20 protein-coding genes are annotated in these 24,753 nt (G+C 62.4%); 17 read left to right on the plus strand and 3 right to left on the minus strand.

Features of this window, described 5'->3' with window-relative positions; translation table 11 throughout:
* Positions 1 to 88 precede the first annotated feature (88 nt).
* Complete coding sequence (locus CCK88_RS17495; RefSeq protein ID WP_086471826.1) at positions 89 to 577, plus strand: chemotaxis protein CheW; 489 nt, start codon at positions 89 to 91, stop codon at positions 575 to 577.
* A gap of 160 nt (positions 578 to 737) precedes the next feature.
* Positions 738 to 3,266: an AMP-binding protein gene (locus CCK88_RS17500; RefSeq protein ID WP_086471827.1), complete on the plus strand. Its 2,529-nt coding sequence runs from the start codon at positions 738 to 740 to the stop codon at positions 3,264 to 3,266.
* A 61-nt stretch (positions 3,267 to 3,327) separates the two neighbouring features.
* On the opposite strand, the gene CCK88_RS17505 is transcribed toward CCK88_RS17500, so the two are convergent.
* Entirely contained in the window at positions 3,328 to 3,681 is a 354-nt protein-coding gene (locus CCK88_RS17505; protein WP_140049038.1) for a hypothetical protein, read from the minus strand.
* Positions 3,682 to 3,848: 167 nt separating this feature from the next.
* Here CCK88_RS17505 and CCK88_RS17510 point away from each other — a divergent pair, with 167 nt between their 5' ends.
* The 15 genes from CCK88_RS17510 to CCK88_RS17580 all read left to right on the plus strand — a co-directional run bounded on the left by CCK88_RS17510 (position 3,849) and on the right by CCK88_RS17580 (position 22,978).
* A complete protein-coding gene (locus CCK88_RS17510) occupies positions 3,849 to 4,439 on the plus strand; it encodes a chemotaxis protein CheD (RefSeq protein WP_086471829.1) in 591 nt (196 codons plus the stop codon).
* A 148-nt stretch (positions 4,440 to 4,587) separates the two neighbouring features.
* On the plus strand, positions 4,588 to 6,078 hold the full coding sequence (locus CCK88_RS18815) for a methyl-accepting chemotaxis protein (RefSeq protein ID WP_280173831.1): 1,491 nt from the start codon (positions 4,588 to 4,590) through the stop codon (positions 6,076 to 6,078).
* A 34-nt stretch (positions 6,079 to 6,112) separates the two neighbouring features.
* The gene (locus CCK88_RS17520) at positions 6,113 to 6,955 is read left to right on the plus strand and encodes a CheR family methyltransferase (RefSeq protein ID WP_086471831.1); all 843 of its coding nucleotides are present in this window, start codon (positions 6,113 to 6,115) and stop codon (positions 6,953 to 6,955) included.
* A complete protein-coding gene (locus tag CCK88_RS17525) occupies positions 6,955 to 8,013 on the plus strand; it encodes a protein-glutamate methylesterase/protein-glutamine glutaminase (RefSeq protein ID WP_210189963.1) in 1,059 nt (352 codons plus the stop codon). The genes CCK88_RS17520 and CCK88_RS17525 overlap by 1 nt, the downstream gene beginning before the upstream one ends.
* Positions 8,014 to 8,126: 113 nt before the next feature.
* Entirely contained in the window at positions 8,127 to 8,516 is a 390-nt protein-coding gene (locus tag CCK88_RS17530; protein ID WP_067451702.1) for a response regulator, read from the plus strand.
* A 256-nt stretch (positions 8,517 to 8,772) separates the two neighbouring features.
* Positions 8,773 to 11,304: a methyl-accepting chemotaxis protein gene (locus CCK88_RS18720; protein WP_244557576.1), complete on the plus strand. Its 2,532-nt coding sequence runs from the start codon at positions 8,773 to 8,775 to the stop codon at positions 11,302 to 11,304.
* A 255-nt stretch (positions 11,305 to 11,559) separates the two neighbouring features.
* Positions 11,560 to 13,599: a methyl-accepting chemotaxis protein gene (locus tag CCK88_RS17540; protein WP_086472028.1), complete on the plus strand. Its 2,040-nt coding sequence runs from the start codon at positions 11,560 to 11,562 to the stop codon at positions 13,597 to 13,599.
* A gap of 155 nt (positions 13,600 to 13,754) precedes the next feature.
* Positions 13,755 to 15,833, plus strand: coding sequence for a methyl-accepting chemotaxis protein (locus CCK88_RS17545; protein ID WP_086471834.1), 2,079 nt, complete (start codon positions 13,755 to 13,757; stop codon positions 15,831 to 15,833).
* Positions 15,834 to 16,348: 515 nt separating this feature from the next.
* Positions 16,349 to 18,118, plus strand: a complete 1,770-nt coding sequence (locus CCK88_RS17550; RefSeq protein ID WP_086471835.1) for a methyl-accepting chemotaxis protein — start codon at positions 16,349 to 16,351, stop codon at positions 18,116 to 18,118.
* Between the two features lie 125 nt (positions 18,119 to 18,243).
* Positions 18,244 to 18,594, plus strand: coding sequence for a hypothetical protein (locus tag CCK88_RS17555; RefSeq protein ID WP_140049039.1), 351 nt, complete (start codon positions 18,244 to 18,246; stop codon positions 18,592 to 18,594).
* A 65-nt stretch (positions 18,595 to 18,659) separates the two neighbouring features.
* A complete protein-coding gene (locus CCK88_RS17560; RefSeq protein WP_086471837.1) occupies positions 18,660 to 19,022 on the plus strand; it encodes a methylglyoxal synthase in 363 nt (120 codons plus the stop codon).
* Between the two features lie 175 nt (positions 19,023 to 19,197).
* Entirely contained in the window at positions 19,198 to 19,980 is a 783-nt protein-coding gene (locus CCK88_RS17565) for an ABC transporter ATP-binding protein (protein ID WP_086471838.1), read from the plus strand.
* Positions 19,981 to 19,982: 2 nt separating this feature from the next.
* Complete coding sequence (locus tag CCK88_RS17570; protein ID WP_086471839.1) at positions 19,983 to 20,687, plus strand: ABC transporter ATP-binding protein; 705 nt, start codon at positions 19,983 to 19,985, stop codon at positions 20,685 to 20,687.
* Between the two features lie 3 nt (positions 20,688 to 20,690).
* Entirely contained in the window at positions 20,691 to 21,695 is a 1,005-nt protein-coding gene (locus CCK88_RS17575; protein WP_086471840.1) for a branched-chain amino acid ABC transporter permease, read from the plus strand.
* On the plus strand, positions 21,692 to 22,978 hold the full coding sequence (locus CCK88_RS17580) for a branched-chain amino acid ABC transporter permease (RefSeq protein WP_086471841.1): 1,287 nt from the start codon (positions 21,692 to 21,694) through the stop codon (positions 22,976 to 22,978). Before CCK88_RS17575 ends, CCK88_RS17580 begins: the two co-directional genes overlap by 4 nt.
* 3 nt (positions 22,979 to 22,981) lie before the next feature.
* On the opposite strand, the gene CCK88_RS17585 is transcribed toward CCK88_RS17580, so the two are convergent.
* Both CCK88_RS17585 and CCK88_RS17590 read right to left on the minus strand, forming a co-directional pair.
* Complete coding sequence (locus CCK88_RS17585) at positions 22,982 to 24,043, minus strand: HD-GYP domain-containing protein (protein ID WP_140049040.1); 1,062 nt, start codon at positions 24,041 to 24,043, stop codon at positions 22,982 to 22,984.
* Positions 24,044 to 24,153: 110 nt separating this feature from the next.
* Positions 24,154 to 24,747: a class I SAM-dependent DNA methyltransferase gene (locus tag CCK88_RS17590; RefSeq protein WP_086472029.1), complete on the minus strand. Its 594-nt coding sequence runs from the start codon at positions 24,745 to 24,747 to the stop codon at positions 24,154 to 24,156.
* Positions 24,748 to 24,753: the final 6 nt, after the last annotated feature.

Here is a 24,753-nt window from a genome sequence, read left to right on the forward strand (position 1 = left end):
CGGCGGCGGCGTTAATCAATTGGCGTCAATGACGCCCTAGAATGGCAAGTAATCGGCCCAGAATGGGCCTTGAGTAAGGGCGAGTAACATGGAAGCGTTGAGCCTCCGCGACGATGTGAGCGACAAGTCGGCACTGGCTGGACAGAATACCCTGCAGCTGATCGCGTTCTCGATCGGCGAGCAAACCTATGGCGTGGAAATCACCACGGTGCGCGAGATCCGTGCCTGGAACGGTGCCACCCCACTCCCCAATACGCGCGAATTCGTTCGCGGCGTCATCAACCTGCGTGGCACCATCGTCCCGATCTTCGATCTGCGCGCCCGCTTTGGCGACGGACAGACCTCTCCCACCAAGAACCATGTCGTCGTGGTAATGAGCGTGGGCGACAAATGGGTCGGCATCCTGGTCGATGCGGTCAGCGACATTCTGACCGTCTCCAAGGACGACATCCACAACGTGCCTGAAGGCAATTCCATCGACACCGAGCTGCTCAATGGCATTGTCACGCATGATAGCCGCATGGTCGGCCTCATCGATCTCCATGCCGTGGTCAGCGGTGCCAAGATGGACGGCTAGGTCTACCTATAGTCCGACTTGTTTCCGAAGGGCGCTGAGAGGCGCCCTTTTTCATTAGGACACGCGCAAAGACTTCCGATCGGGCATTGCCGCGACACTTTGAAGTTGACTTGTTTGGTCAGCAATATTAGTCGCCCGGGCGATAGGCTCTGGTGGTCTCATGTTCTTCGCTCCGCAGCAATTGCGCGCATTCGGGTCCGCTCCGTGTCTCGTGCACGATGGCCGCATCTTCGGTTACGCCGAGCTGGCGGATATGGCGGAGGCGGCAGCCAATGCCTTGCCGTCACGTCCGCAGCTCATCGCGCTCGAGATGGCAGCTACACCCGAGGCCATCGCCAGATATGTGGGGGCACTCGGTGCAGGCCATGCGGTGATGCCACTGCTCACCGACCATCCAGAACTCGCCGCCACTGCGGTCGAGCGGTTCCGGCCAGGGGCAAGCTGGCAACGGGTCGACGGTGAGCATCGCCTTGCGTTTCACGACCATCCCGCGCACATCCATCCCGACCTCTCGCTGCTGCTGCAGACTTCTGGCAGCACGGGCCAAGGCAAGGGCGTCCGGTTGTCAGCGTCGGCCGTGCAAGCCAATGCCGACGCGATCGCCAAATACTTGAGGATCACCCCATCGGACCGCGCGGCACTGGTCCTGCCGCTCCATTACTCGTACGGCTTGTCTGTCCTCCACTCGCACCTGATCCGCGGCGCCAGCTTCTGGCTTGCGGATCAATCGGTTCTCGCGCCGGGATTCAAGCAAGCTCTGAACGCGTCGGGTGCAACCAGTCTCGCCGGTGTGCCGCATCATTTTACGCTGCTTGAAAGCGCCGGGCTCGACAGATCCCTGCCTGAGCGGGTGAACTGCCTCACGGTCGCCGGCGGGGCGATGAAGCCCGATCGCGTGCGCCATTGGGCGGCCACCATGGCGGAGCGGCAAGGACGTTTCGTGGTGATGTACGGTCAGACCGAAGCGACCGCGCGGATCGCCTATCTGCCCGATGATCTCGCACTTCGTTTTCCAGAGGCCATCGGCAGGGCAATTCCAGGCGGAGCGCTTTCGCTGATGGACGAAAAGGGGCGTGCCGTTACCAAGGCGGGCATGGAAGGCGAGCTGGTCTATCGCGGCCCCAACGTCATGATGGGATATGCTGAATCAGCAGAAGATCTCGGCAAGGGTCCGGAACTGGAACAGCTCCTCACCGGGGACCTCGCGACGCGAGACGCCGATGGCATCTATCGGATCACCGGGCGGCGGTCCCGGATGTCGAAGATCGCAGGGCTGCGTATTGGTCATGATGCCTTGGAGCAGGCTCTTGCACAGGCCGGCCACGACGTTGCGGTCTGGGGCAATGATAAATCAATCTGGATCGCGTCGTCGGGAGCCCTTGACGGCATGACCGAACAGGCAGCGCGCCTTGCGGGCATCGGGACGCAGAACATCGTGCTCGTTCCAGTGCCCGAGCTGCCTCGGCTTGCCAGTGGCAAGGTGGACTATGTTGCTTTGCGCAAGCTTGAAGGAACCGGACCCAAGCAGCGCGACGTCTTGCCGGCCTTCGCCCAAACCTTCGCGCCACACCCTGTCGCAGCACAGGACAGTTTTGTCAGTCTTGGGGGCGACAGCCTGCAGCATGTGGAACTCTCGCTGGAGCTGGAACATCGTTTCGGCGGCGTACCAGATCGGTGGGAGTATCAGTCGATCGCGCAGCTCGAGCAGGTGCCCCTCGAAATGGGCACCCGTGTCGCAACGCCGATCCTGGTGCGGGCGCTCGCTATTCTGGCCGTGGTCGTGACGCACCAGACGCTGTGGCCGGTCTATGGCGGCGCCGCAGCCATGATCATCCTGCTGGGGCTCAGTGTCGCGCAGCATCGACGGGAACCCCTGGTGCAGTGGGATCCTGTCGCGTTTCTTAAGCCGACACTACGTGTTCTGGGCCCCTATGTCCTTGTGCTTCTGGGCTTTGCGGTCGCGTGGGGACAAATGCCATGGGCATCGCTGTTGCTGGTCTCAAATTTCGGGCTGACCGCACCAGAAACCCACCTGATGTTGCCGTATCTCTACTGGTTCATCGAAGCCTATATGCAGATGACCCTTCTGGTTCTGATCCTCTGTTGGCCGGCACCGGTGAGACAGTTGATTGCTAGCCGCCCGTTCGAAGCGGGGATGGCCCTGCTCGTGTTGGCGCTGCTGTTGCGCCTGGTACCTGAATTCTGGCCACTGCATTCAGGCCGGTCGCAGTTTACCGTCCCTTGGGTCTTCTACCTCTTCGCGCTGGGGTGGTGCATCGCTTTTGCACAAAGCGCGCGTCAGCGTCTGATCCTGATGGGCGCAGCTGCTATCGCTCTCAGCGCTGCCGCATACATGGGGGGAAACTGGTACGGCGGCTGGATCAAGTACATGAGCCTGCTGGGTGTCGTCGCGGTGCTGGTCCATGTTCCGCAGGTGCGCATGCCGCGTGTTCTGGTGCTCGGCGCCATGCACATCGCGCGAGCAGCATTCATGATCTACCTGCTGCACCGGCTCGTGCCCGAGGTGATCATGCCGTTGACCGGCATGCACCTGCCGCGTCCAGTGGACGACATTGTGGCCATCACCGGCGGCGTCGGACTTGGGCTGCTTGGCTTCCTGGCGCAACAGCGTCTGGCACGTTTGCCGTGGCGGCAGGTGCCGAAACGTCTTCACCTGGCAAGGCCGTAAGCATTTTCCCAAAGCAAAAAGGCGCCCTGCGGCGCCCGTTTCGACTACGAGTTATCGAGGTCTAGAAGAGTTCGGCGTCGCCGTGGGCCTGGTGAGCGGCAATTCCCGACAGCGCAGGGACGCGCAGTTCGTCCAGGGTGAGACTGGACCAGATCTCGTCGTAAACGCTGTCTGGAGCGGTCGGCGGAAGGAGCGCGAACTGGCGCACTGCCAGGGCCATGTTATGGCAGCGCTGCTCGATCCGGTCCTGTCCCTGAAGGGCGGTTACGATGAGTTGCACCGCCTCGCGGACGGTGGGATCCTTGCCCAGCTGCTTTTCGGCGAGCATTTCAAGCGCTTCGGTGATGCCTTCTAGCATCGAAGCGGTTTGTCGCGCCGTCTCGTCCAGTTCTCTCGCGAGTTTCTGCAGTGACATTAGTCGGTATTCCTAGCCCCGTTCCAGCAACCCTATAGCGTGATTTCTAAACTCCTCCTTGCTGTTTCAGCGCCGTGCCGCGAACTCGTATGGCGTGGTTAGCGATTGGCTAACGAGTTTAATTCTACGATGGGAACAATTCGCCCGTAGAGGTAGATGAAGCGAAAATGCCCCTTTCGAATACCCTGCCGCCCGAGTTCGACCGTGGGGTGGTGACGACCGTCCATCAGGGCGACTGCCATGTTTCCAATGCCGCCGACATCACCTTCTCCACCGTCCTCGGGTCCTGCATCTCGGCCTGCGTACGAGATAAGGTCGCGCTGGTAGGGGGCATGAACCATTTCCTGCTCGCCGAGCAGTCCGGTTCCGCCAAGGATCGCTACGGCGCTTCTGCACGCTACGGCGCCTTCGCCATGGAGCAGTTGATCAACAAGGTCCTGAGCCAGGGTTCGGGCAAGAAGGCCAATCTTGAGATCAAGGTCTTCGGCGGTGGAAAAATCAATTCGGCACTCGACGATGTCGGAGCAAAGAATATCGAATTCGTTCGCCAGTTTCTGGCCGATGAAGGATATGTCGCGACCAGCGAAGATCTTGGGGGCATGTTCGCCCGTCGCGTGCTGTTCAAGCCGCATTCCGGGAGAGCCTTCGTCAAGCGCCTCGACAGTGATGCTGGGGCCAATGTGGCCAAGGAAGAAATGGCGCTGGCCAAGCGCCGCGTCGTGGTGCCGGCACCGGTGGACGACATCGAACTGTTCTAGTGGCTCCGGCCACTTTTACTTTCGAAAGTCTTACTGCATGGGGCTGCACTATAGGTTTGGTTAACCATTCTGGGCTTAGGGTCTGGTTATGGCCGACCATTCCGCCTTTGCCGTTGATTCGCGTCCTCCTCACCGGGGACTGCGGCTCATGCTGGCCGCGGCCGGGATCTGGTGCTTCTGGGGCGGTGCGGCCGGCGGGTTGCTGCTGGCCATGGGACCGGGGCCCGGTTGGCTCGCGGCCGCTGGAAGCATGGCCGGCCTTGCCATCGCCTGCTGCGCCATATCAGGAGCCATTGCCGACCGGCGCGACGCGCATCGGCTGGCCGCGGTGGCCCAGGCCGCCGGACTGTCCGATCGCCCGGGCGAGGCTCTTTCGATCGCCAGTATCGTTTCGCGGCTCGGCAATCGCCTCGAGCGCGCACATCACTTCCGTGCCGCCATCGGCGCCATGGATGCCCCATTGCTGGTCATCGACGAGCACGGGGTCATCCTGGCAGCGAGCAAGGGCATGGAACATCTAGCGCCACAGGCTCGTGAGGGCGAGACGCTGGATGGATTGTTCGGTCCGGGCTATCTCCAACGCGGTGGCGGGGCGCCCGAAGAGGCGCTGGTGCTGCTCAAGGGCAAGCGCCTTGTCGCCCACAGGCGTCCTTTGCCCTCGGGCCGTTACGCGCTGGAACTGCAGCCGGCCGGCCACTTCATCGAGGACGACAATCTCGAATCCGCCCTGGGCGCCTTGCGGTTGGGGCAAACCGGCTTCCGCTTCGATGCGGATTCGGTGGCGGGCCGCCCGGCCCTTGCTGGGTTCAACGAGGCCTTCGAGACGCTCGACGACGGCCTGGCCCAGTTGCGCGCGGTGATGGCAGGCGAACCGATCGCCGACACCGCATTGCCGCTTGCCGACGAGGCGCAACTGGTGATCGATCTCTTCGCCGGGCTCGACGAACAGCAACGCGACGAAGCGCAGGCTCGGCTGGCACTCGAAACCCGTCTCGGCTCGGTCAAGACCCTGCTAGCCCAGTTCGAAGCGCGCGCCCAGGAACTCGAACAGGCTGCCGAGACAGGACGGCAGGCCCTGGCGGCAGGCGTGAGTAAGATGGCCGGTCTCGAGGCAGAGCTGGCTGTAGCGCGGCGTCGCAGCGACGAGGCCGAGGGCTTGGCCGGGCAGGTGGAGCAGGCGGCTGGCCGCACGCGTGCACTTGTCAGCGAGATTGCGCGCATGGCGCAGGAAATCGACACCATGACGGCGGGCATTGAAGACGTGTCTTTCCGCACCAATCTCCTCGCACTCAATGCGGCCGTCGAAGCAGCTCGGGCTGGCGAGAAGGGCGCGGGCTTCGCCGTCGTCGCCGACGAAGTGCGCCAGCTGGCCCAGATCACCAACCGATCCGCCAAGGACATCAGGGTGATCGCCGACAAGGGCCGGGCCCAGGCGCGGATCGGCCTCGACGAAGCCGGCGACCTGCAAAAAATCACCGCGTCGCTGCGCGAGAATTTACGCAATCTAAGCAATGGCTCGGCCAGTATCACATTGATTGCGGAAGCCGGTAGCAGCAAAACTGTCAACCAGGGAGCCGCAAGGCCGGTGGTCGAGCAGTTTGGTCAGGAGACCGGCATCGGCCAGCGCGCCGCCAGCTAGGTCCGGAAGAAACCGGCATACAAGGGGTGGTTGCATGGAACAGGGGGAATTCTCCCTCAGCGAGCGGGAGTTCGCGCGCATCAAGGCTCGGGTCTATTCCGTGGCCGGCATTTCGCTCAGCGATGCCAAGCGAACCCTTGTCGTCTCCCGTCTCTCCAAGATCGTGCGGGCGCTGCGGCTGCCCAACTTCGACGCCTATATCGATTATCTCGAGCGCGGCGGCACGGCTCAGGACGGGCAGGATTTCGTCAACGCCCTCACCACCAATCTGACGCGGTTCTATCGCGAAGATCACCACTTCGATCATCTGCGAAACTATGTCGGAACGCTGATCTCGGATCGGCCGCGCGGGACGCGGCTCCGGATCTGGTCGGCGGGGTGCTCGACAGGTCAGGAGCCGTATACGATCGGCATGGACCTGCTTGCGGCCTTCCCTGACCTCAAGCGCTGGGACTTCAAGATCCTGGCTACCGACATCGACACGGCCGTGATCGCCAAGGCGGCCGGCGGGGTTTATCCCGAAAATGAGCTCAGCGGCCTTTCGACCGAGCGGGCCCGGCGCTTCGAGCGCGGTGGCGAGGGTATGATCCGCATTCCCGATGCCGTGCGCGAGCTGGTCTCGTTCAAGCCCCTCAACCTGATCGGCCAGTGGCCGATGAAGGGGCCGTTCGACGCCATCTTCTGCCGAAACGTCGCCATTTATTTCGATAAGCCCACCCAGGGGGAAGTGTTCGGCCGGTTCGGCAAGATGCTTGCGCCCGAAGGCTTTCTCTATATCGGCCATTCCGAGAATGTGGGTTCGGGTGGCGAAGGATTCCGGCTGGTGGGCAAGACCATCTACCAGTCCAAGGAAAAACTGAACAAGCGAGCTGCATGATGAGCATCAAGGTACTGGTCGTCGACGATTCGGCGCTCATCCGCGAGGTGCTGGGACGTATGTTGACGCGCGATGGCGATATCGACGTCGTCGGCACGGCCGTCGACCCGATCGATGCCCGCGAAAAGATCAAGGCGCTCGACCCCGATGTCGTGACGCTCGATATCGAAATGCCCAACATGAACGGGCTGGCCTTTCTCGAAAAGCTGATGCGTCTGCGCCCGACGCCTGTAGTCATGGTATCGACGTTGACCAAGAAAGGCGCCAGCGAGACGCTGCTGGCTCTCGAACTGGGCGCTGTGGACTTCGTAGCCAAGCCGAGCGCGGAATTCTCCGGCGGCCTTGACGCGTTCGGCGCCGGCCTGCGCGACAAGATCCGTGCTGCCGCCAAATCCGACGTCCGCGGCCGTGCCGTGAGCCGGGCCGAAGTTCCGCACGTCAACAAGTCGCCGCTCAAGACGGCCGCAGCGCCGGAAGGGGCCCTCATAGCGATCGGCGCGTCTACCGGCGGCGTCGAAGCCATCCGTGCCGTGCTCAGCGAACTGCCGGCGGATTGTCCGCCCGTGGTCATCGCCCAGCATATGCCTGCAGGCTTCACCGGCCGGTTCGCGGCTCGGCTGGATGAGCTGTGCGCCCTCAAGGTGGTCGAAGCTGAGGACCGCATGCCGCTGCTCCCCGGTCACGCCTATGTGGCCCGCGGAGATTTCCATCTTCGGGTCGAAAAATCGTCGGGCCAGCTCAAATGCCGCCTGGCGCAGGACAGTCTGGAAAGCGGCCACCGGCCTAGCGTCGACGTGTTGTTTGAATCGGTCGCCAAGACTGTTGGCGCAATGGCTGTCGGTGCCATTCTGACGGGCATGGGCCGCGATGGTGCCCGGGGTCTCAAGTTGATGCGCGACGCCGGCGCTTACACGGTCGGCCAGAGCCAGGCTTCGGCACTGGTCTACGGCATGCCGCGCGTGGCCTTCGAGGAGGGTGCCGTGGTGGAACAGGCGCCGGTCGAGCAGATCGCCGCCAAGCTGGCTAATGCACTGGTGCGGCTCAAATCCGCGGCCTGAGAGCGACCGGGAACAATGCCAATGGGGCAATTGAGAGATTTGTAACGCTTGATGCCTAGAGTTTGCACCAAGTGCGGCCCGAAGGCCGAAGGCGCGTAGAGGTAAGAACGACCATGCCAAAAGCAAGCGCTGTCAGCGTCCTGATCGTTGATGACCAGCAGTCGATGCGAGGCATCGCCAAATACATTTTGACCCAGTTGGGCTTCAAGGACATCATCGAGGCCAAATCTGGTCGCGATGCCCTGGGAAAGCTGGAAAAGTCGAATGTCGACCTGATCATTTCCGACTGGAACATGGATGATATCGACGGCCTTACCCTGCTCAAGGTGATCCGCAAGCATCCGCGGACGCAGGCCATGCCGTTCATCATGGCGACGGGCCGCTCGGACAAGGAGCAGGTCAAGGAAGCCATTTCCTTTGGCGTCAACAATTACATCATCAAGCCATTTGACGCGATGACCATGAAGAAGCGCATTGAGGCCGTCATCGGCGCGCTGACCTAGCGCTTCTCGTCACGCCAGTTGATACCGACACCTCCGTCCTACGACGGGGGTGTCTCATTTCTGGCATCCTGCTGTACCCATAGGCTTTTGCCCATTTTTTAGGCCATTGGCATTTCTCCGTAAGGAGTGGTTAAGCGGCCTTCTATATCGTTTCCATAACTGGCGCGCGGGGACGTGCCACGGCTGCCTGCATCGTGACCGTTGGGTCGGAGGAAGATGCGGGATGGACGCAGCCGGTTTTGGGGAGACGCATTTCATGAAGATCATTCCGCAGCTCAAGATCGCGCAGAAGCTGCCCCTGGCGCTTGTCGGATCCGCGTTGGTGGTCAGCGCCGGCGTCGGCATTGCTAGCTACCTCATCGGTCTGGGCACCGTGCAGGAACAACGCAACCAGTCGATGCAGGCCGCGCTCACTACCGCCAGTTCGCTGGTGACCGACTACTTCTCGAGCGCCGAAGTCGATCTGCGCCTTTTCGTGCAGCGGTCCGACACGGTCACGGCGATGAAGAACTTGACGCGCTCGCTCGACGAGCTGCGCATGGGCCTCAAGGAACGCGCTGCGCCGCAATTGCAAGCCGCCTACGTTACCGAAAATCCCGACCCGGAAAACCGGGCTTCGGTGGACAGCGTCGGCGCCAAGGGCGCGACCTATGACGCTCCGCACAAGCGCTTCCACCCCGGCTTCCGCACACTGATGCAGGAGCGCGGCTATTCCGACGTGATGCTGGTGAGCGCCGCCGGCGACGTGGTCTATACCGTTGCCAAGAACATGGACTTCGTCAGCAATGTGATGACGGATACGACGGCTGCGGCCTCGGGTCTTGGTCTTGCCTTTGCGGCGGCCAAGGATCTGCCCGACGGGCAGGCCGCATTTGTCGATTTCAGCCAGTATGCGCCGGCCGGATCGGCGGAAAGCTTCATGGCCATGCCGGTCTATGACAAGGACGAAAACACCGGCGTGATGGTCCTGGCCATTTCGCCCGAGGCGTTGAGCGCCCGGGTTTCGAGCCTTTCCGGGCTTGGTCTCACTGGTGAGGTCGTCGTGGTCGGCGAAGATGGTCTCTTGCGCACCGAATCCCCGCGCACCGAAGCTGCCGACGTGCTGACGACCACGCTGACGTCGCCCGTCATCGCCGGTGCCTTTGCCGACGAGGGCGGCGAAGGGATCAGCACCGACTATCGTGGCGCCCCAATGGTGGTGCGGGCCCAGCCTGTCAGCGTCCATGATGTGACCTGGGCCGTTGCTGCCGTGCAGCCGGAAAACGAGGCCTACGCCGCCGTGGTTGAGATGCGCAACATGACCATCCTGGTCGGCAGTATCCTTCTCGCCATCGCGGCCGTTATCGGCTTCTTCTTCGCCCGCTCGATCAGCAAGCCCATCAGCCGCCTGACCGACACGATGGATACTCTGGCCAGTGGCGACCTGGCTGTTGACGTCAAGGGCGCAAGACGGGCCGACGAGATCGGCGCCATGGCGCGCGCCGTCGAGGTGTTCCGCGAGAATGCCCTCAAGGTCAACGAAATGACCGAAGCCGAGGCCGCCCGCATCATCGCCAACCAGGCCGAACGCGCCGCCATGATGCAGGATCTGCAACGCGCCTTCGGCCAGGTGGTGGATGCCGCCATCGCCGGTGACTTCTCGCGCCGCGTCGAAACCGAATTCCCCGATGACGAGCTCAACACGTTGGCCCGCTCGGTCAATGGCCTGGTCGAAACAGTCGACCGCGGCGTCACCGAGACCGGTTCGGTGCTGGCGGCACTCGCCAATACCGACCTGACCCATCGTATGGAAGGTAACTACAAAGGGGCATTTGCCCGCCTCAAGGCCGATACCAATGCGGTGGCCGACAAGCTCACCGATATCGTCGGCCAGCTGCGCGACACCTCCCGCACACTCAAGACTGCGACCGGGGAAATTCTGTCGGGCGCCAACGATCTCAGCGAACGAACCACGCGCCAGGCCGCAACGATCGAGGAAACATCGGCGACGATGGAGCAGCTGGCGACGACGGTATTGCAGAATGCCGACCGCGCCAATGAAGCCTCGACCGTGGCGACGACGGTGACGCGAACCGCCGAGGAAGGTGGGCAGGTCATGAGCCGGGCAACAGGCGCAATGGAGCGGATCACCCAGTCCTCGGCCAAGATTTCCAACATCATTGGCCTCATCGACGATATCGCCTTCCAGACCAACCTCCTGGCGCTCAACGCTTCGGTGGAAGCCGCGCGCGCAGGCGAGGCAGGCAAAGGCTTCGCCGTGGTTGCCGTGGAAGTGCGCCGCTTGGCGCAGTCCGCCGCGCAAGCCTCCAGCGACGTCAAGGCGCTCATCGAACAGAGTGCGGACGAGGTCAAGGGGGGCTCCAAGCTCGTGGCCGACGCAGCAAGCCGTCTCGAGCAAATCCTAAGCTCTGCCCGCTCGTCTAGCGAGCTGATGAACAACATCGCGCGCGAAAGCCGCGAGCAGGCCTCGGCCATCGACGAAGTGAACACCGCCGTCCGGACCATGGACGAGATGACCCAGCACAATGCGGCGCTGGTCGAGGAAATGAATGCGTCGATCGAGCAAACCGAGGCGCAGGCGACCCAGCTCGACCGGATCGTCGATATCTTCGCGCTGGAAAAGCGGGCACAGTCGTCGTCTGCAGTGCACAAGCCGGCCGCCAATGCCGGCCCCGTGCAGGCGATCGCGCAGGGTGCGCGGGGTCTGCAGGCCAAGCTCGGCAGTGCGGCCCGATCTTATCTTTCCAAGGGGAACGCGGCAGTGGATTCAGACTGGAGCGAGTTCTAGCCAGAATGTGACAAGGGCGCCTCGGGCGCCCTTCGTGTTTTCAGTGAGCCGCGCGGCAAAAGCCAAGAAATCCACCAGTATTCTTGAACAAAAATGCCATCGCAATCGATTGCGTAGATATTCGTACAGTTTTCGGTAAATAATTTTCCATAGCGTCTTTCCCATCAGTCGGCGCGAGAGCTCAAGAATGAGCGCCGCGTCCGTATGGGGGAGTGACATATGAAACTGATTGCGCGCCTTTTGGGAAACGTGCGCATGACCACCACCATCCTGGTGCTTGTCATGTTGTCGATTATCGGCTCGATCGCGGCTGTCTCTGGAGCGATTTATCTCAGCCTCTACAGCCAGGCCATGGCCGATAGCGAGGTGCAGCAGGAAACCAATCTCGGTTCGGCCGCGACCATCCTGGAGCGGCGCATTTCGGGCTCCGTGCTGACCTGGAGCGAAGAGGGTGCGATCGCTAGCTTCCAGAGCTGGGCCATTCCTCCCTTCTACGATACGGAAGTCATCGACTCGGTGACGCGCGTGACCAAGCAGGACGCCGCCATCTATGTGACCGACCCGGCCACCGGCGACATGGCGGCAAAGACCACGAGCGTGACGCTGCCCGGCGGAGCCCGCGCCGTGGGTGGCGTGCTGCCGGCCGCCAGCGATGCCGTGACGCGGCTCAACGCCGGCGAGATGGTACTAGGCGCGGTCGATATCGACGGGACGCAGTACTACGCGGCTCTCCAGCCGATCCAGAAGACCAGCGGCGAAGTGATGGGCGCGATCTTCGTGGGCACGCCGATGGCCAACGTGCAGGCGGCGGCGAATAAGGTGGTGAGCCTGATCGCCATCGTGGGAGGCGCGGCCATAGCCGGCTTCGGGCTCATCGGCTTCATCGCCTCGCGGTTGATCACCCGCCCCATTCCGCGTCTGGCCAAGACCATGGAGATCGTGGCTCAGGGCAATTACGACGTCGACGTGCCATTCACGACGCTCGGCAACGAGGTGGGTGCGATGGCCCGTGCGGTGGAAGTGTTCCGCGAAAACGGGCTGCGCGTCAGCCAGATGACCGAGGCGGAAGCTGCGCGCATCATTGCCGACGAAGAAAAGCGCCGCCAGATGATGAGCGAATTGCAGGGGGCCTTTGGCGAGGTGGTTGATGCCGCCATTGCTGGCGACTTCGGCCAGCGTGTCACCACGCAGTTCCCCGATGCCGAACTCAACGGCCTGGCGGCAAGCGTCAACACGCTGGTCGAAAGCTTCGATCGCGGCGTGGCGGAAGTGGGTGAAGTGCTCGGCGCAATGGCCGATACAGACCTCACAAGGCGGATGGAAGGCGAATACGAGGGTGCCTTTGCCAAGCTCAAGACGGACATCAATGCGGTGGGCGAAAAGCTGACCGAGGTCGTGCTGCAGCTTCGCCATACGTCCGGTTCGCTCAAGACGGCGACTGGGGAGATCCTGTCGGGCGCCAATGACCTTTCGGAGCGCACCACCAAGCAGGCGGCGACGATCGAAGAAACGTCGGCCGCAATGGAGCAACTGGCCTCGACCGTTCTGGCCAATGCCGAACGCGCCAAGAACGCCAGTGCCAGCGCCTCACGTGTCACCCAGACCGCTGAGGAAGGCGGTCGCGTGATGGATGCAGCCAACGAGGCGATGGAGCGGATCACGGCCTCCTCGGCCAAAATCTCCAACATCATCGGCATGATCGATGACATCGCTTTCCAGACGAACCTGCTTGCACTCAACGCCTCGGTTGAAGCGGCGCGTGCAGGCGATGCGGGCAAGGGTTTTGCCGTTGTGGCCGTGGAAGTACGCCGCCTTGCCCAGAGCGCTGCGAGTGCGTCCTCGGACGTCAAGGCGCTGATCGAGCAGTCGAGCGGGGAAGTTACCACGGGTTCCAAGCTTGTCGGCGAAGCCGCCGGCAAGCTGGCAAGCATGCTCGAGGCTATTCGCGAAAACACGCAGTCGCTCGAAGCCATCGCCCGCGATAGCGCCGAGCAGGCGACATCCATCGAGGAAGTCACCTCCGCGGTCCGCACCATGGACGAGATGACACAGCATAATGCGGCCCTGGTGGAAGAGACCAATGCCGCAATCGAGCAGACGGAGGCCCAGGCCAACGAGCTCGACCGGATCGTGGATATCTTCGCCATCGATGGCGCTGCCAATGATGCGCCATCCATGCCGGCACCGCGGCGCGAGACGACGTCGCCGCAGGCCGCCAAGGCGGCACCAAAGGCAGCTCGTGCCTATCTCAGTCAGGGGAATGCGGCCATAGCGGCAGACTGGGACGAATTCTAAAGCGCTGCTGCTGCACAAATAATAGGCGGCCTGCACATGCGGGCCGCCGTTATATTGCATAGCTAATACTCAATTAATCCCAACCGATTAGGATTTGTCACAATTGTGTTGCCGCTCCGCGGGGGAGCAAGGCGGCGTGTTTGGGGCCCTGGTCGATGATCGGTTCGGTAAAGCGTTTCTTTGGTAATATTCGCCTCACCACGGCGATTGCGGTGATGGTGATCGGCGCCATCCTGATTTCTGTCTCGGCCGTCTCGATGGCCATCTACCTCAATCTGAGCTCGACCTTGCGGGCGCAGGCCTCCGAAACGCAGGCCGCAAACCTCAAGACCGCAGCGACGATCCTTGCCGGCAGCCTGCCCGGCGCAGAGGTGACGTGGGGCGAAAATTCGACCCTCGAGAAGATCACCACCTTTGCCATGCCGCGGCAATTCCTCAACCACGAGATCGTGGACTCGATCGTTCGCCTGACCGGCGAGTCCGCCACGATCTTCGGCTTCGACGCGGCGCAGAACGACTTCGTGCGCATGTCGACCACGCTGACCGGCGAGGATGGCGAACGCATCGTCGGCACGCCGCTCGGCGCCACCAGCGCCGCCTACGACACCGTCATGGCCGGACAGGCCTACTACGGCGAGGCCACTATTGTCGGCCGCCCGTACTACACGGCCTACCAGCCCATTCTCGACATGACCGGAAAGGCCGTCGGCATTCTCTATGTCGGTGTGGACCAGGAAGGCGTGCAGGGCGTCGTGTCGTCCATGCTGAGCCTGCTTCTCGTGATCAATTTTGGCACGCTGCTCGTCCTGGGTGTGGCAGGCTACTTCATCTCCCGGGCCCTGATGGCTCCAGTCCCGCGCCTTGCGAAGACGATGAAGGTCATTGCCGAGGGTGACTACGACGCACAGGTGCCCTATCTCGCCCGCCAGAATGAAATCGGCGAGATGGCCCGCGCGGTGGAAGTGTTCCGCGAGAACGGCCTCAAGGTCAGCGCCATGACCGAGGAGGAGCGTGCGGCTTCGCAGCGGCGCCGCATCGAGCGCACCGACATGATGGTGGCGCTGCAGGCAGCGTTCGGCGAGGTGGTGGACGCGGCAATCGCCGGCGATTTCTCCAAGCGCGTACATGCGCAATTCCCGGATGCCGAGCTCAACAGCCTCGCGGGCAGCGTCAATAGTCTCGTCGAGACCGTTGATCGTGGCATTGCCGAAACCGGCGCTGTGCTTGCGGCACTGGCCGAGGCGGACCTTACGCACCGCATGGAAGGGCACTACCAGGGCTCGTTCGCCAAGCTCAAGACCGACACCAATGCGGTGGCGGAAAAACTCAGCGACGTCATCGGCCAGCTGCGCGTGACCTCACGCGCCCTCAAGACCGCCACCGGCGAAATCCTCTCGGGCGCGAACGATCTCTCGGAACGCACGACCAAGCAGGCGGCGACGATCGAGCAGACCTCGGCCGCCATGGAGCAGCTGGCCAGTACGGTCGCAGACAATGCCCGGATGGCCGACGACGCCAACCGATCGGCCAATGCCGTCTCGAGCGACGCAGCGCGCAGCGGGGAAGTGATGGAAAAGGCCAACCAGGCCATGGAGCGCATCACCCAGTCGTCGGCCAAGATCTCCAACATCATCGGCATGATCGACGACATCGCCTTCCAGACCAATCTGCTTGCCCTCAATGCCTCCGTGGAAGCGGCGCGCGCGGGCGACGCGGGCAAGGGTTTTGCCGTGGTCGCGGTGGAAGTGCGTCGACTGGCGCAAAGCGCGGCTGGGGCCTCTTCAGAGGTCAAGGCGCTGATCGAAGCGAGCGCCGACGAGGTCAAGGGCGGGTCCCAGCTGGTGTCGAGCGCAGCAACCCAGTTGCGCGACATGCTTGGCGCCGTCACAGAAAATGCCGGCCTGATGCAGTCTATCGCCAAGGCCAGCAAGGCTCAGGCGTCGGCGATCGAGGAAGTCAGTGTCGCGGTGCGCACGCTGGACGAGATGACCCAGCACAATGCCGCGCTCGTCGAGGAGACCAACGCCGCGATCGAGCAGACCGAGGCGCAGGCCGGCGAACTTGACCGCGTGGTGGATATTTTCACGCTCGATACCGCCGAAGTCATGGCGGCACCGGCACAGCGGAGGCCAGCGAGCCCCGCCCCGTCATCGCGCAGCGCCGTCAACAAGGCTGGTCAGGCCTATCTCAGCCAGGGCAATGCTGCCATATCGGCTGATTGGGACGAGTTCTGATCCGCTAGCTCGACGACAACTCACCAGAAGGGGCGCTGTGCGCCCCTTTTTTGTATCCGTATGGCGGATGCTTTACGGCGTGTTAACGGCCGTATGCTCAGATACGTATGGACGCAGATTCAAGTTGTTAGAGCCGCTTCGGCGGCTCCGATTTTCGGGCGTCCAATCCCGAACAGTACTGAGATATTTCCGCGGGTGCGGCGACCGCTTAGCCGTATCGCGGCTTCAAAGGCGTGTCGAAAATCGCAATGTGATTTTATCCACTGAATGGTCAAGTTTTGTGCATCGTGTACTTGTTTTAATCAGATGAAATCTTGCGATAACTTTTGTTCTCGAACTTAATTTATCCGGCATCCGTATTTTTGCGGATATGGATGCGATTTTGTGGATGTCTATTCTTTAAACCACTATGAATACGGCAAATATTTACATGATCGTTGCAGAAATCCTTAACCGTCTCGGCGCAGCCTGAGGAAAGAGTCCAGGGCCACTGGCTCGACGCAAAGGAACAGCAGATGGGCGCGCTTTCGTTCGGTAAAAGCAGTCGCGACAACCAGTCCAAGGTTGACGCCATTACCCGCAGCCAGGCAGTGATCGAGTTCGAGTTGGACGGGACGATCATAACCGCCAACGAGAACTTCCTCTCGGCGATGGGTTATGAGCTGGACGACGTGAAGGGTCGGCATCATTCGATGTTCTGCGATCCCGACTACGTCGCCAGTTCCGAATACAAGGCATTCTGGGACGAGCTTCGGCGGGGCAAGTTCCAGTCTGCCGCCTTCCACCGCTTTGCAAAGGGTGGGCGCGAAGTCTGGATTCAGGCCAGCTACAACCCGGTGCTCGACCGCCATGGCAAGCCGGTCAAGGTCATCAAGTTTGCCACCGACATCACGGCGCAAAAGCAACAGGCCGCCGACCACGCCGCGCAGATTGACGCCATTTCGCGCGTCCAGGCGGTCATCGCCTTCAATCTGGATGGTTCGATCATCACCGCAAACGAGAATTTCCTCGCAACGGTCGGTTATGGCCTCCACGAGATCGTGGGCAAGCACCACGCCATGTTCTGCGATCCGGACTATGCCCGTTCGCCCGAATACAAGCAGTTCTGGGATCGCCTGCGCGCCGGCCAGTACGAGGCCGCGGAATTCCAGCGCTTCGGCAAAGGCGGGCAGGAGGTCTGGATCCAGGCCAGCTACAACCCGATCTTCGATGCGTCCGGGCGACCGGTCAAAGTCGTCAAATACGCGACCGATATCACCGAACGCAAACGCGGCGAGGGCATCCTCGCCGAACTCACCAGCAGCCTGGCACGCATGGCAAGGGGTGACCTTGGCGGTCGTATCGACAAGCAGTTTACTGGCCAGTACGAGGCTTTGCGTTCCGCGTTCAACGACACGCTTCAAACCCTGGATGGGATCGTCCATGGCCTGACCCATGCATCAGGGACATTGCGCACGGCGACAGCGGAAATTCTCGCCGGCGCCAACGACCTCTCGAGCCGGACCACCAAGCAGGCTGCGACCATCGAGGAGACGTCCGCTGCCGTCGAACAGCTCTCGAGCGCAGTGGCCGATAATGCCAAGCGCGCCGCCACCGCGAGCTCGAAAGCAAGGCAGGTCTCGCAGAACGCGACCGAAAGCGGCCGGGTCATGAACGATGCGACCACCGCCATGTCGGCGATCGAGGCCTCGTCGGGCAAGATTTCCAACATCATCGGCATGATCGACGACATCGCCTTCCAGACCAACCTTCTGGCGCTCAATGCTTCGGTGGAAGCCGCGCGTGCCGGCGATGCGGGCAAGGGTTTCGCGGTTGTGGCAGTAGAGGTTCGTCGCCTCGCGCAAAGTGCTGCCAGCGCATCGGCCGACGTCAAGGTGCTGATCGAAGCGAGTGCTGGGGAGGTGCGCTCCGGTGCCCAGCTGGTGGGCAAGGCCGCGGAAGGTCTGCATGACATTCTGGCAGGTGCGGAAGAAAGCGCGGTGCTTATCGACGAGATCGCTCGCGAAAACCGCCAGCAGTCCGGCGCATTGGAAGAGGTGTCGATCGCCGTGCGCCAGATGGACGAGATGACCCAGCACAATGCGGCGCTTGTCGAGCAGACCAATGCCGCCATCGAGCAGACGGAGGGACAGGCCAGCGAGCTCGACCGGATCGTGGCCGTTTTCCGGACGACGGATAGCCCAGTCAGCGTGCCTGCATCGCGGGCCGCACCGCGACCTACCGCGAGGCCGGTCCTGACCAGTGTTGGAAATGCTGCGCTGGCCTCGGACTGGGAGGCGTTCTGAGGGTTACGTAGTTTCCGGTAATCTATCATTAACCATGATTTTCAGCCTTTCGCGTTCTCGTTGACCTATCGGTGGATGAGAACTGCGTAGGGACCAAATGCACCAAACGTCCCGGTGGCGGGGATGTGGCGCCGGACCTCGCGCGGATGGTTCAGGCTGTCGGTGAGCTGGGCTTCATGCTCACCGCCAATGCGGATCTGGCTTCTCGGCTCGCGGCGGAGGGCGCCGTGATGGCCGAAGGTCTGTCGGAGAGTTCGCGATGCGCCTCTGAGCTTGCCGGCCAGCTGGTCGCCGATGCCCACGCCGCCGAGGAGATGAGGAAATCCTTCGGCGAGGCAACAGAAGGAGCCGATTCCCTCTCGGAGCTCGCCAATGCGATGGCCGGCTCGGACCTTGAGATCACCGCCTCGGAGCAGGTCCCGGCTTATCCTCCGATCGACCCGGACACCATTGCCACCTACTGGCTCGCGGTTTGACCGCAGGCGCCCATTGCCCTTTGTCGAGGCGTTGGGCATGAAGGCTCGGAAACGGGAGAACCTTCATGGCACGCATCGGCCTCGTGGCGCACGACGACAAGAAAGACGATCTTTGCCGTTGGGCCGAAGCGCACCGGGATAAGCTCCTCCAGCACGAGCTCTGGGGTACGGGCACCACCGGCAGTCGGATCATGGCTGCGACCGGGCTGTCGGTGGGGTTGCTCAAGAGCGGCCCCCTCGGCGGCGACCAGCAATTGGGTGCCATGATCTGCGAGGGACGGCTCGACGTGCTGATCTTTTTCATCGATCCGCTCTCGGCGCAGCCGCATGATGTTGACGTGAAGGCGCTCACGCGCCTGGCCACGCTCTACGACGTGCCTCTCGCCAACAATCGCTCCACCGCCGATGCCGTTCTGGCCTATCTCTGAAGCCGAACGGTTTTGAGGCAAACGGTTCTGAGGAAAAATGCGGCATTGGCGGATTTTTGTCCGGCTGGCCGGGCTCAATGCGTTGACCGCCAGCCCCCGTTATGAACAGATGCCCCAAAATTGCCCGGATTAAGCCGGGCTGGCTGGCAATCAGGAAACCGGGGCTGATCTCAACTTGTCCTCCGACTTGGTCATAGACGTTCGCAACGTCTCAAAACGCTTTGGCGGCCTCACGGCCGTCAGAAATTGTTCGCTCTCGGTCCAGCGCGGCTCCATTACGGGCCTGATCGGGCCCAATGGTGCGGGCAAGTCCACGCTGTTCAACATGGTGGCCGGCAATATCGTGCCCGACGAAGGCCAGGTGATCTTCGATGGCGCGGATGTCACCGGCATCAAGCCGTTCCAGTTGTTCCGTATCGGCATGCTGCGCACATTCCAGATCGCGCATGAATTTTCGCAGATGACGGCGCTTGAGAACCTGATGATGGTTCCGGGCGACCAGCCAGGCGAACACCTGATCGATACCTGGTTCCGTCCCGGCCTCGTGCGCTCGCGCGAAACCGAAGTGCGCAAGAAGGCGCTCGACGTGATCGACTTCCTCAAGCTCGGCCATGTGCGCGATGAGCTGGCGGGCAATCTCTCTGGCGGGCAGAAGAAGCTGCTCGAGCTGGGGCGCACCATGATGGTCGATGCAAAGGTGGTGCTGCTCGACGAGGTGGCGGCCGGCGTCAACAAGACGCTGCTCAACGATCTGGCCAGCAACATCGAGCGCATGAACCGCGAGCTGGGCTATACCTTCTTCGTCATCGAGCACGATATGGACTTGATCGGCCGCCTTTGCGATCCCGTCATCGTCATGGCGCAGGGCGAGAAAATCGCAGAAGGCCCCATGGCCGAGATCCGCGCCAATCCTGCAATCGTCGAAGCCTATTTCGGCACCCCGGTCGAGGTTGCGTGAACATGCCACTCATCGAACTCAAGCATGTCGTGGGCGGCTACGGCGGGGCGCCTATCCTCAACGGCGTCAACATGGCGATCGAAAAGACCGACATCGGGGTCATCGTCGGGCCGAACGGCGCAGGGAAATCGACCACGCTCAAGGCCATTTTCGGCCTGCTCAAGGTTACTGGGGGCACGATTGACTTCGGCGGCGAGAACATCGCCAATTCGCTGCCTGACCGGCTCGTACCCAAGGGCCTGAGCTTCGTGCCGCAGGAAAAGAACGTCTTTACCTCGATGAGTGTCGAGGAAAATCTCGAGATGGGCGCCTTCACCCGGAAGGACGATTTCAAGGGCACGATGGACTGGGTCTACCAGATGTTCCCCGTGCTGGCCGAAAAGCGCCGTCAACCTGCCGGTGAACTCTCGGGCGGGCAGCGGCAGATGGTGGCCATGGGCCGGGCGCTTATGAGCAAGCCCAGCCTGCTCATGCTCGACGAGCCCTCCGCAGGTCTTTCGCCGCGCTACGTGATCGAAATCTTCGAGACCATCCAGCGCGTCAACAAGGAGGGCGTCGGCATCCTCATGGTGGAGCAGAATGCCCGCCAGGCGCTGGCCTTCGCCTCCAAGGGTTTCGTACTCGCGAGCGGCCAGAATCGCTATACCGGCACCGGGGCGGAGCTGATCGCCGACCCTGAAGTCGCCAAGTCGTTCCTCGGGGGCTGAGCCGTGACTGAACTTATTTTCTTCATCAACCAAGTGTTGATCTCCGGCCTCGTGCTCGGCTGCATCTATGCGCTGGGCGCCATCGGCATCACCCTGATCTTCGGCATTCTGCGCTTCGCGCATTTCGCCCATTCCGAGCTGATGACGTCAGGCGCCTTCATCGCCTTCCTGCTGGCATCGGCCTTCGCCGCCTGGGGGATCGTCACGCCGATCCCGACCGGCTTCGTGGTGCTGCCGATTGCCATGGTGCTGGCCGCCATTCTGGCCCTTGGCATAGACAAGGGGTTCTATGCTCCCTTGCGCAAGCGCGGCGCCAAGCCCGTTACCCTGCTGATCGCCTCCATCGGTGTGACGCTGATGGTGCAGGGGCTCATTCGTCTGTTCTTCGGCGCCGGCTCCTATTCGTTCTTCGAGAATGAACCCAAGGAAATCTTCCGCTTCGACATGGCGGCAATTGGCTCGACGCGCCCGCTGGTCATCACCGAACCGCAGGTCCTGATGATCCTCGTGACGCTGGTCTCGGTGCTGGCCCTGCATTTCTTCCTCACCCGCTCGCGGCTGGGCAAGGCGATGCGCGCCATGGCCGACAACGCCGATCTCGCACAGGTGTCCGGGATCAACACGGCGCTGGTCGTGCGCGTCACCTGGATCATCGCCGGGGCGCTTGGCTGCATGGCCGGCACCATGCTGGCGCTCGACGTGACGCTGAAGCCTGACCTCGCGTTCAACATCATCCTGCCGATCTTTGCTGCGGCCATCGTCGGCGGCCTGGGCCAGGCCTATGGCGCTATTGCCGGGGGCCTGCTTATCGGCTTTGCCGAGACGCTGGCGGTGTTCAACTGGACCATGCTGCTGCGGCCGCTCAACGCCATCCTGCCCGAGTGGATGCAATTGCCCGCAACGATGGCGCTCGTGCCGACCGAGTACAAGCTCACGGTCGCCTTCGTCATCCTCGTGGTTACGCTGCTCGTGCGCCCCACGGGTATCTTCAAGGGAGCCTCGTCATGATCCAGCGTTCCCTGACGCTTTTCGGCGGACTGTTCGTCCTGATCCTCCTGATGGGCTGGGTCATGGGCCTGCCGTTCACCTCCTCGCGTATCGTGGAAGCGGCGGCCTATGCGCTGATCGCTCTCGGTCTCAACATACAGTGGGGATACGGCGGGCTCTTCAATTTCGGCATCATGGGGTTCCTGATGGTGGGTGGCGCGGCCGTCACCTTCATCTCGGCGCCCGTCAATCCCGCCTTCTGGGGCGGTGATGGTCCGGCCATGCTTGGCCGTGCCCTGTTCGCCTTTGCCGGCGGCGCTCTCGTGGTCCTCGCCGCGCGGCAGGCCCATCGCATCGGCATTACGGGCAAGTGGAAGACGGCGCTGACCGTCCTTGCCTGGTTCGTCGCCTATTGTATCTATCGCAGCCAGATCGATCCGGCTGCCGCCTACATCGAATCCGCCGCCGGCGGCGGTTGGGTCGGCGGCCTCGGCGGCCATCCGGTGCTGGGATGGCTGTTCGGCGGCGTTCTCGCGGCCGGTATCGCCTTCATCGTGGGCAAGATCTGCCTCGGCCTCCGCACCGATTATCTCGCCATCGCCACGATCGGCATTTCCGAGATCATCCGTGCACTGATCAAGAACATGGACTGGCTCACGCGCGGCACGCTGACGGTGTCGCCGATCCCCTGGCCCACACCGCTGCCGCAGCAGTATCAGGCCCAGGGCATGGATATCGCCTCGTCGCTGATCGCTGCCCGCGCCGGTTTCCTGGTGCTGGCCCTGGTCGTCCTGGCGATCGTCATGTGGCTGATCTCGCGCGCCTATTCCGGTCCCTGGGGCCGCATGATGCGCGCCATCCGCGACAACCACATCGCGGCTTCTTCAATGGGCAAGAACGTCACCGCCCGCCAGCTCGAAATCTTCGTCTTCGGTTCGGTGCTGATGGGCATCGGCGGCGCCATGCTGGTCAGCTTCGTGCAGATTTTCGATCCCTCGAGCTATCAGCCGATCAACCATACCTTCCTGATCTGGGTGATGGTGATCGTGGGTGGCGCGGGCAACAATTGGGGAGCCCTGTTCGGCGCCGTGCTGCTGTGGCTGATCTGGGTCGTGTCCGAACCGCTGAGCAAGGCCGTGTTCGACCTGGTCTCCACCTGGTCGACCAGTTTCGGCTGGGGCGCCATTCCCGAGATCGAGGCGCGGTCCGCGCAGATGCGCGTGTTCGTGCTCGGCCTCGTGATCACGATCGCGCTGCGTTTTGCGCCCCGCGGCTTGATCCCGGAAGTGGTCAAACGCGACTGATCGTCAGGCCGCCTGCTTGTGCAGGGTGATGCGGGCAAATGCCCGCACCAGGGCTGGCTCCAGTTTGCCGGCTCCGGCGAGTGCTTCGAGGACGGCGATGGCGTCCTCGGGCCGCTTCGGCGCCTTGTAAGCGCGGCGTTCGACCAGCGCGGCGTAGATGTCGCTGATCGTCACGAGCCGCGTGATGTCGTCGATCTCGTCGCCGCGCAGGCCGTCGGGATAGCCGCTGCCATCAAGATATTCGTGATGCGAGCGCACGCTGCGCAGCGCGTCGGCAGCGATGCGGCTGCGTCGGGCCAGATAATCGTGCCCGATGATCGGATGGCTGCGCATGGTCTGTGCTTCTTCGGGCGTCAGTGGACCATTCTTGTCTAGAATCTCCACCGGCACGGCCGATTTGCCGATGTCGTGTACCAGCGCCGCCGCCGTCACCTTGATCACGTCGCCGCGGCGCATGCCGAGGCGGCGGGCGAAACTCGATGCCGTGGCTGTCACCAGCATACAGTGCTGGAAGGTCCCGACATGATAGCCGCGAACGGTCGCCATCCAGTGATCGACACCGGCGCTGTCGATAGCATCGATGATCTGGCCGCTGGCGCTTTCCATGCCTTCGGTGTCGAAGACGGCGTCACGAACCAGGCTACGAAAGCCGCCGTCGAGGGCCGAGATGCCGGCATCGATCGAGCGGGTGACGTCAACCGCGTGAACGATGCCGTGATGCTGCCTGATCGCCTGATGGATCGCCTCGGCCCCGCAGCGCGGTTCGAGGATCGCATCTGCCCCGAGGCTTTCGGCATTGCTCACGGCGATCCGCGCCTTGGGATCGACCATGAAGATCCTGCAGCCCGTGCCGCGCCGCGCCAGCAAGCCCTTGAGTTTGCGCAGGGACGAGGTTGCGCGCAGATCGACGTCGAAGACCACGTTCGGATCGAGCCGCAAATGCTCGCCCCCCACGTCCCTTATGCCAACCGGCTGCGTACCGAGAGCCCTCGCAAACGCCTGATACTCAAAGGAATTACTGTTTTCCGTTATGTAAAGCAGCCCACGATCGTCTATATCGCGCACCTAAGGCCTCCCCTTGCCAGTATTTGGGCATGGGTTGCTTAAGGCTTGGCTAAATTTCTGCCGGTCCGGAAGTAAATCGTTTCACGACATGCAGCGCTGTCGATCGCCCCTCATGAAGGACATCGAGCCGTCATCCACAACCATTCGGTGGCAAGGCCGTCATAGCCGCCGGCCATGGATTTTTCGAGGCCGAGGTCAGTCCAGCCCGCAGCGCGATAGGTGGCTTCGAGTGAGCGTGCACTCGGGTAGTTGAAGTATCGCCCCATGCTGTCGCGCCCTTCGCCCTCGCCCGATTTGAAGCTGGCCACGAACACCCCGCTGCTGCGCACCGCCCGCCGGATGGATGCAAGGATAGTCGGCAGATCGCTCGCGGGTGCGTGGAGCAGGCTTGCCGCGGCCCAGACACCGTCATAGGCATTTTCCGCATCGAGATCATCGAAACGCATGACGCGGGCGCGATCCCCGATCCTTTGGCGGGCCGCCTGCACCAGCTCGGGTGTTCCATCCGTGGCATCCACGTCGAACCCGCGCTCCAGCATATAGTGTGCATCCATGCCATTGCCGCATCCGAGCTCCAGAATTCGCGCGCCTGGCTCAACCTGGGCGAGGAACGCATCCAGCTGCTGGCGGGTCGGGCGCGTGCGATGCCGGGCATAGGCCTCCGCATTTTCGGCGTAAAAGCGCATCGTGTCGGTGTCGGCCATTCCTGC

This window comes from Devosia lucknowensis (assembly GCF_900177655.1).
GTDB classification, from domain to species: domain Bacteria; phylum Pseudomonadota; class Alphaproteobacteria; order Rhizobiales; family Devosiaceae; genus Devosia; species Devosia lucknowensis.

What these genes read in the sequence shown, in the direction of transcription:
- CCK88_RS17500 (WP_086471827.1), top strand. Translation starts at nt 738, where the DNA reads ATGTTCTTCGCTCCGCAGCAATTGCGCGCATTCGGGTCCGCTCCGTGT.
- CCK88_RS17510 (WP_086471829.1), top strand. Translation starts at nt 3,849, where the DNA reads ATGCCCCTTTCGAATACCCTGCCGCCCGAGTTCGACCGTGGGGTGGTG.
- CCK88_RS17505 (WP_140049038.1), bottom strand. Translation starts at nt 3,681, where the DNA reads ATGTCACTGCAGAAACTCGCGAGAGAACTGGACGAGACGGCGCGACAA.
- CCK88_RS18815 (WP_280173831.1), top strand. Translation starts at nt 4,588, where the DNA reads ATGCTGGCCGCGGCCGGGATCTGGTGCTTCTGGGGCGGTGCGGCCGGC.
- CCK88_RS17520 (WP_086471831.1), top strand. Translation starts at nt 6,113, where the DNA reads ATGGAACAGGGGGAATTCTCCCTCAGCGAGCGGGAGTTCGCGCGCATC.
- CCK88_RS17545 (WP_086471834.1), top strand. Translation starts at nt 13,755, where the DNA reads ATGATCGGTTCGGTAAAGCGTTTCTTTGGTAATATTCGCCTCACCACG.
- CCK88_RS17550 (WP_086471835.1), top strand. Translation starts at nt 16,349, where the DNA reads ATGGGCGCGCTTTCGTTCGGTAAAAGCAGTCGCGACAACCAGTCCAAG.
- CCK88_RS17560 (WP_086471837.1), top strand. Translation starts at nt 18,660, where the DNA reads ATGGCACGCATCGGCCTCGTGGCGCACGACGACAAGAAAGACGATCTT.
- CCK88_RS17590 (WP_086472029.1), bottom strand. Translation starts at nt 24,747, where the DNA reads ATGGCCGACACCGACACGATGCGCTTTTACGCCGAAAATGCGGAGGCC.
- CCK88_RS17540 (WP_086472028.1), top strand. Translation starts at nt 11,560, where the DNA reads ATGACCACCACCATCCTGGTGCTTGTCATGTTGTCGATTATCGGCTCG.
- CCK88_RS17570 (WP_086471839.1), top strand. Translation starts at nt 19,983, where the DNA reads ATGCCACTCATCGAACTCAAGCATGTCGTGGGCGGCTACGGCGGGGCG.
- CCK88_RS17530 (WP_067451702.1), top strand. Translation starts at nt 8,127, where the DNA reads ATGCCAAAAGCAAGCGCTGTCAGCGTCCTGATCGTTGATGACCAGCAG.
- CCK88_RS17495 (WP_086471826.1), top strand. Translation starts at nt 89, where the DNA reads ATGGAAGCGTTGAGCCTCCGCGACGATGTGAGCGACAAGTCGGCACTG.
- CCK88_RS17580 (WP_086471841.1), top strand. Translation starts at nt 21,692, where the DNA reads ATGATCCAGCGTTCCCTGACGCTTTTCGGCGGACTGTTCGTCCTGATC.
- CCK88_RS18720 (WP_244557576.1), top strand. Translation starts at nt 8,773, where the DNA reads ATGAAGATCATTCCGCAGCTCAAGATCGCGCAGAAGCTGCCCCTGGCG.
- CCK88_RS17525 (WP_210189963.1), top strand. Translation starts at nt 6,955, where the DNA reads ATGAGCATCAAGGTACTGGTCGTCGACGATTCGGCGCTCATCCGCGAG.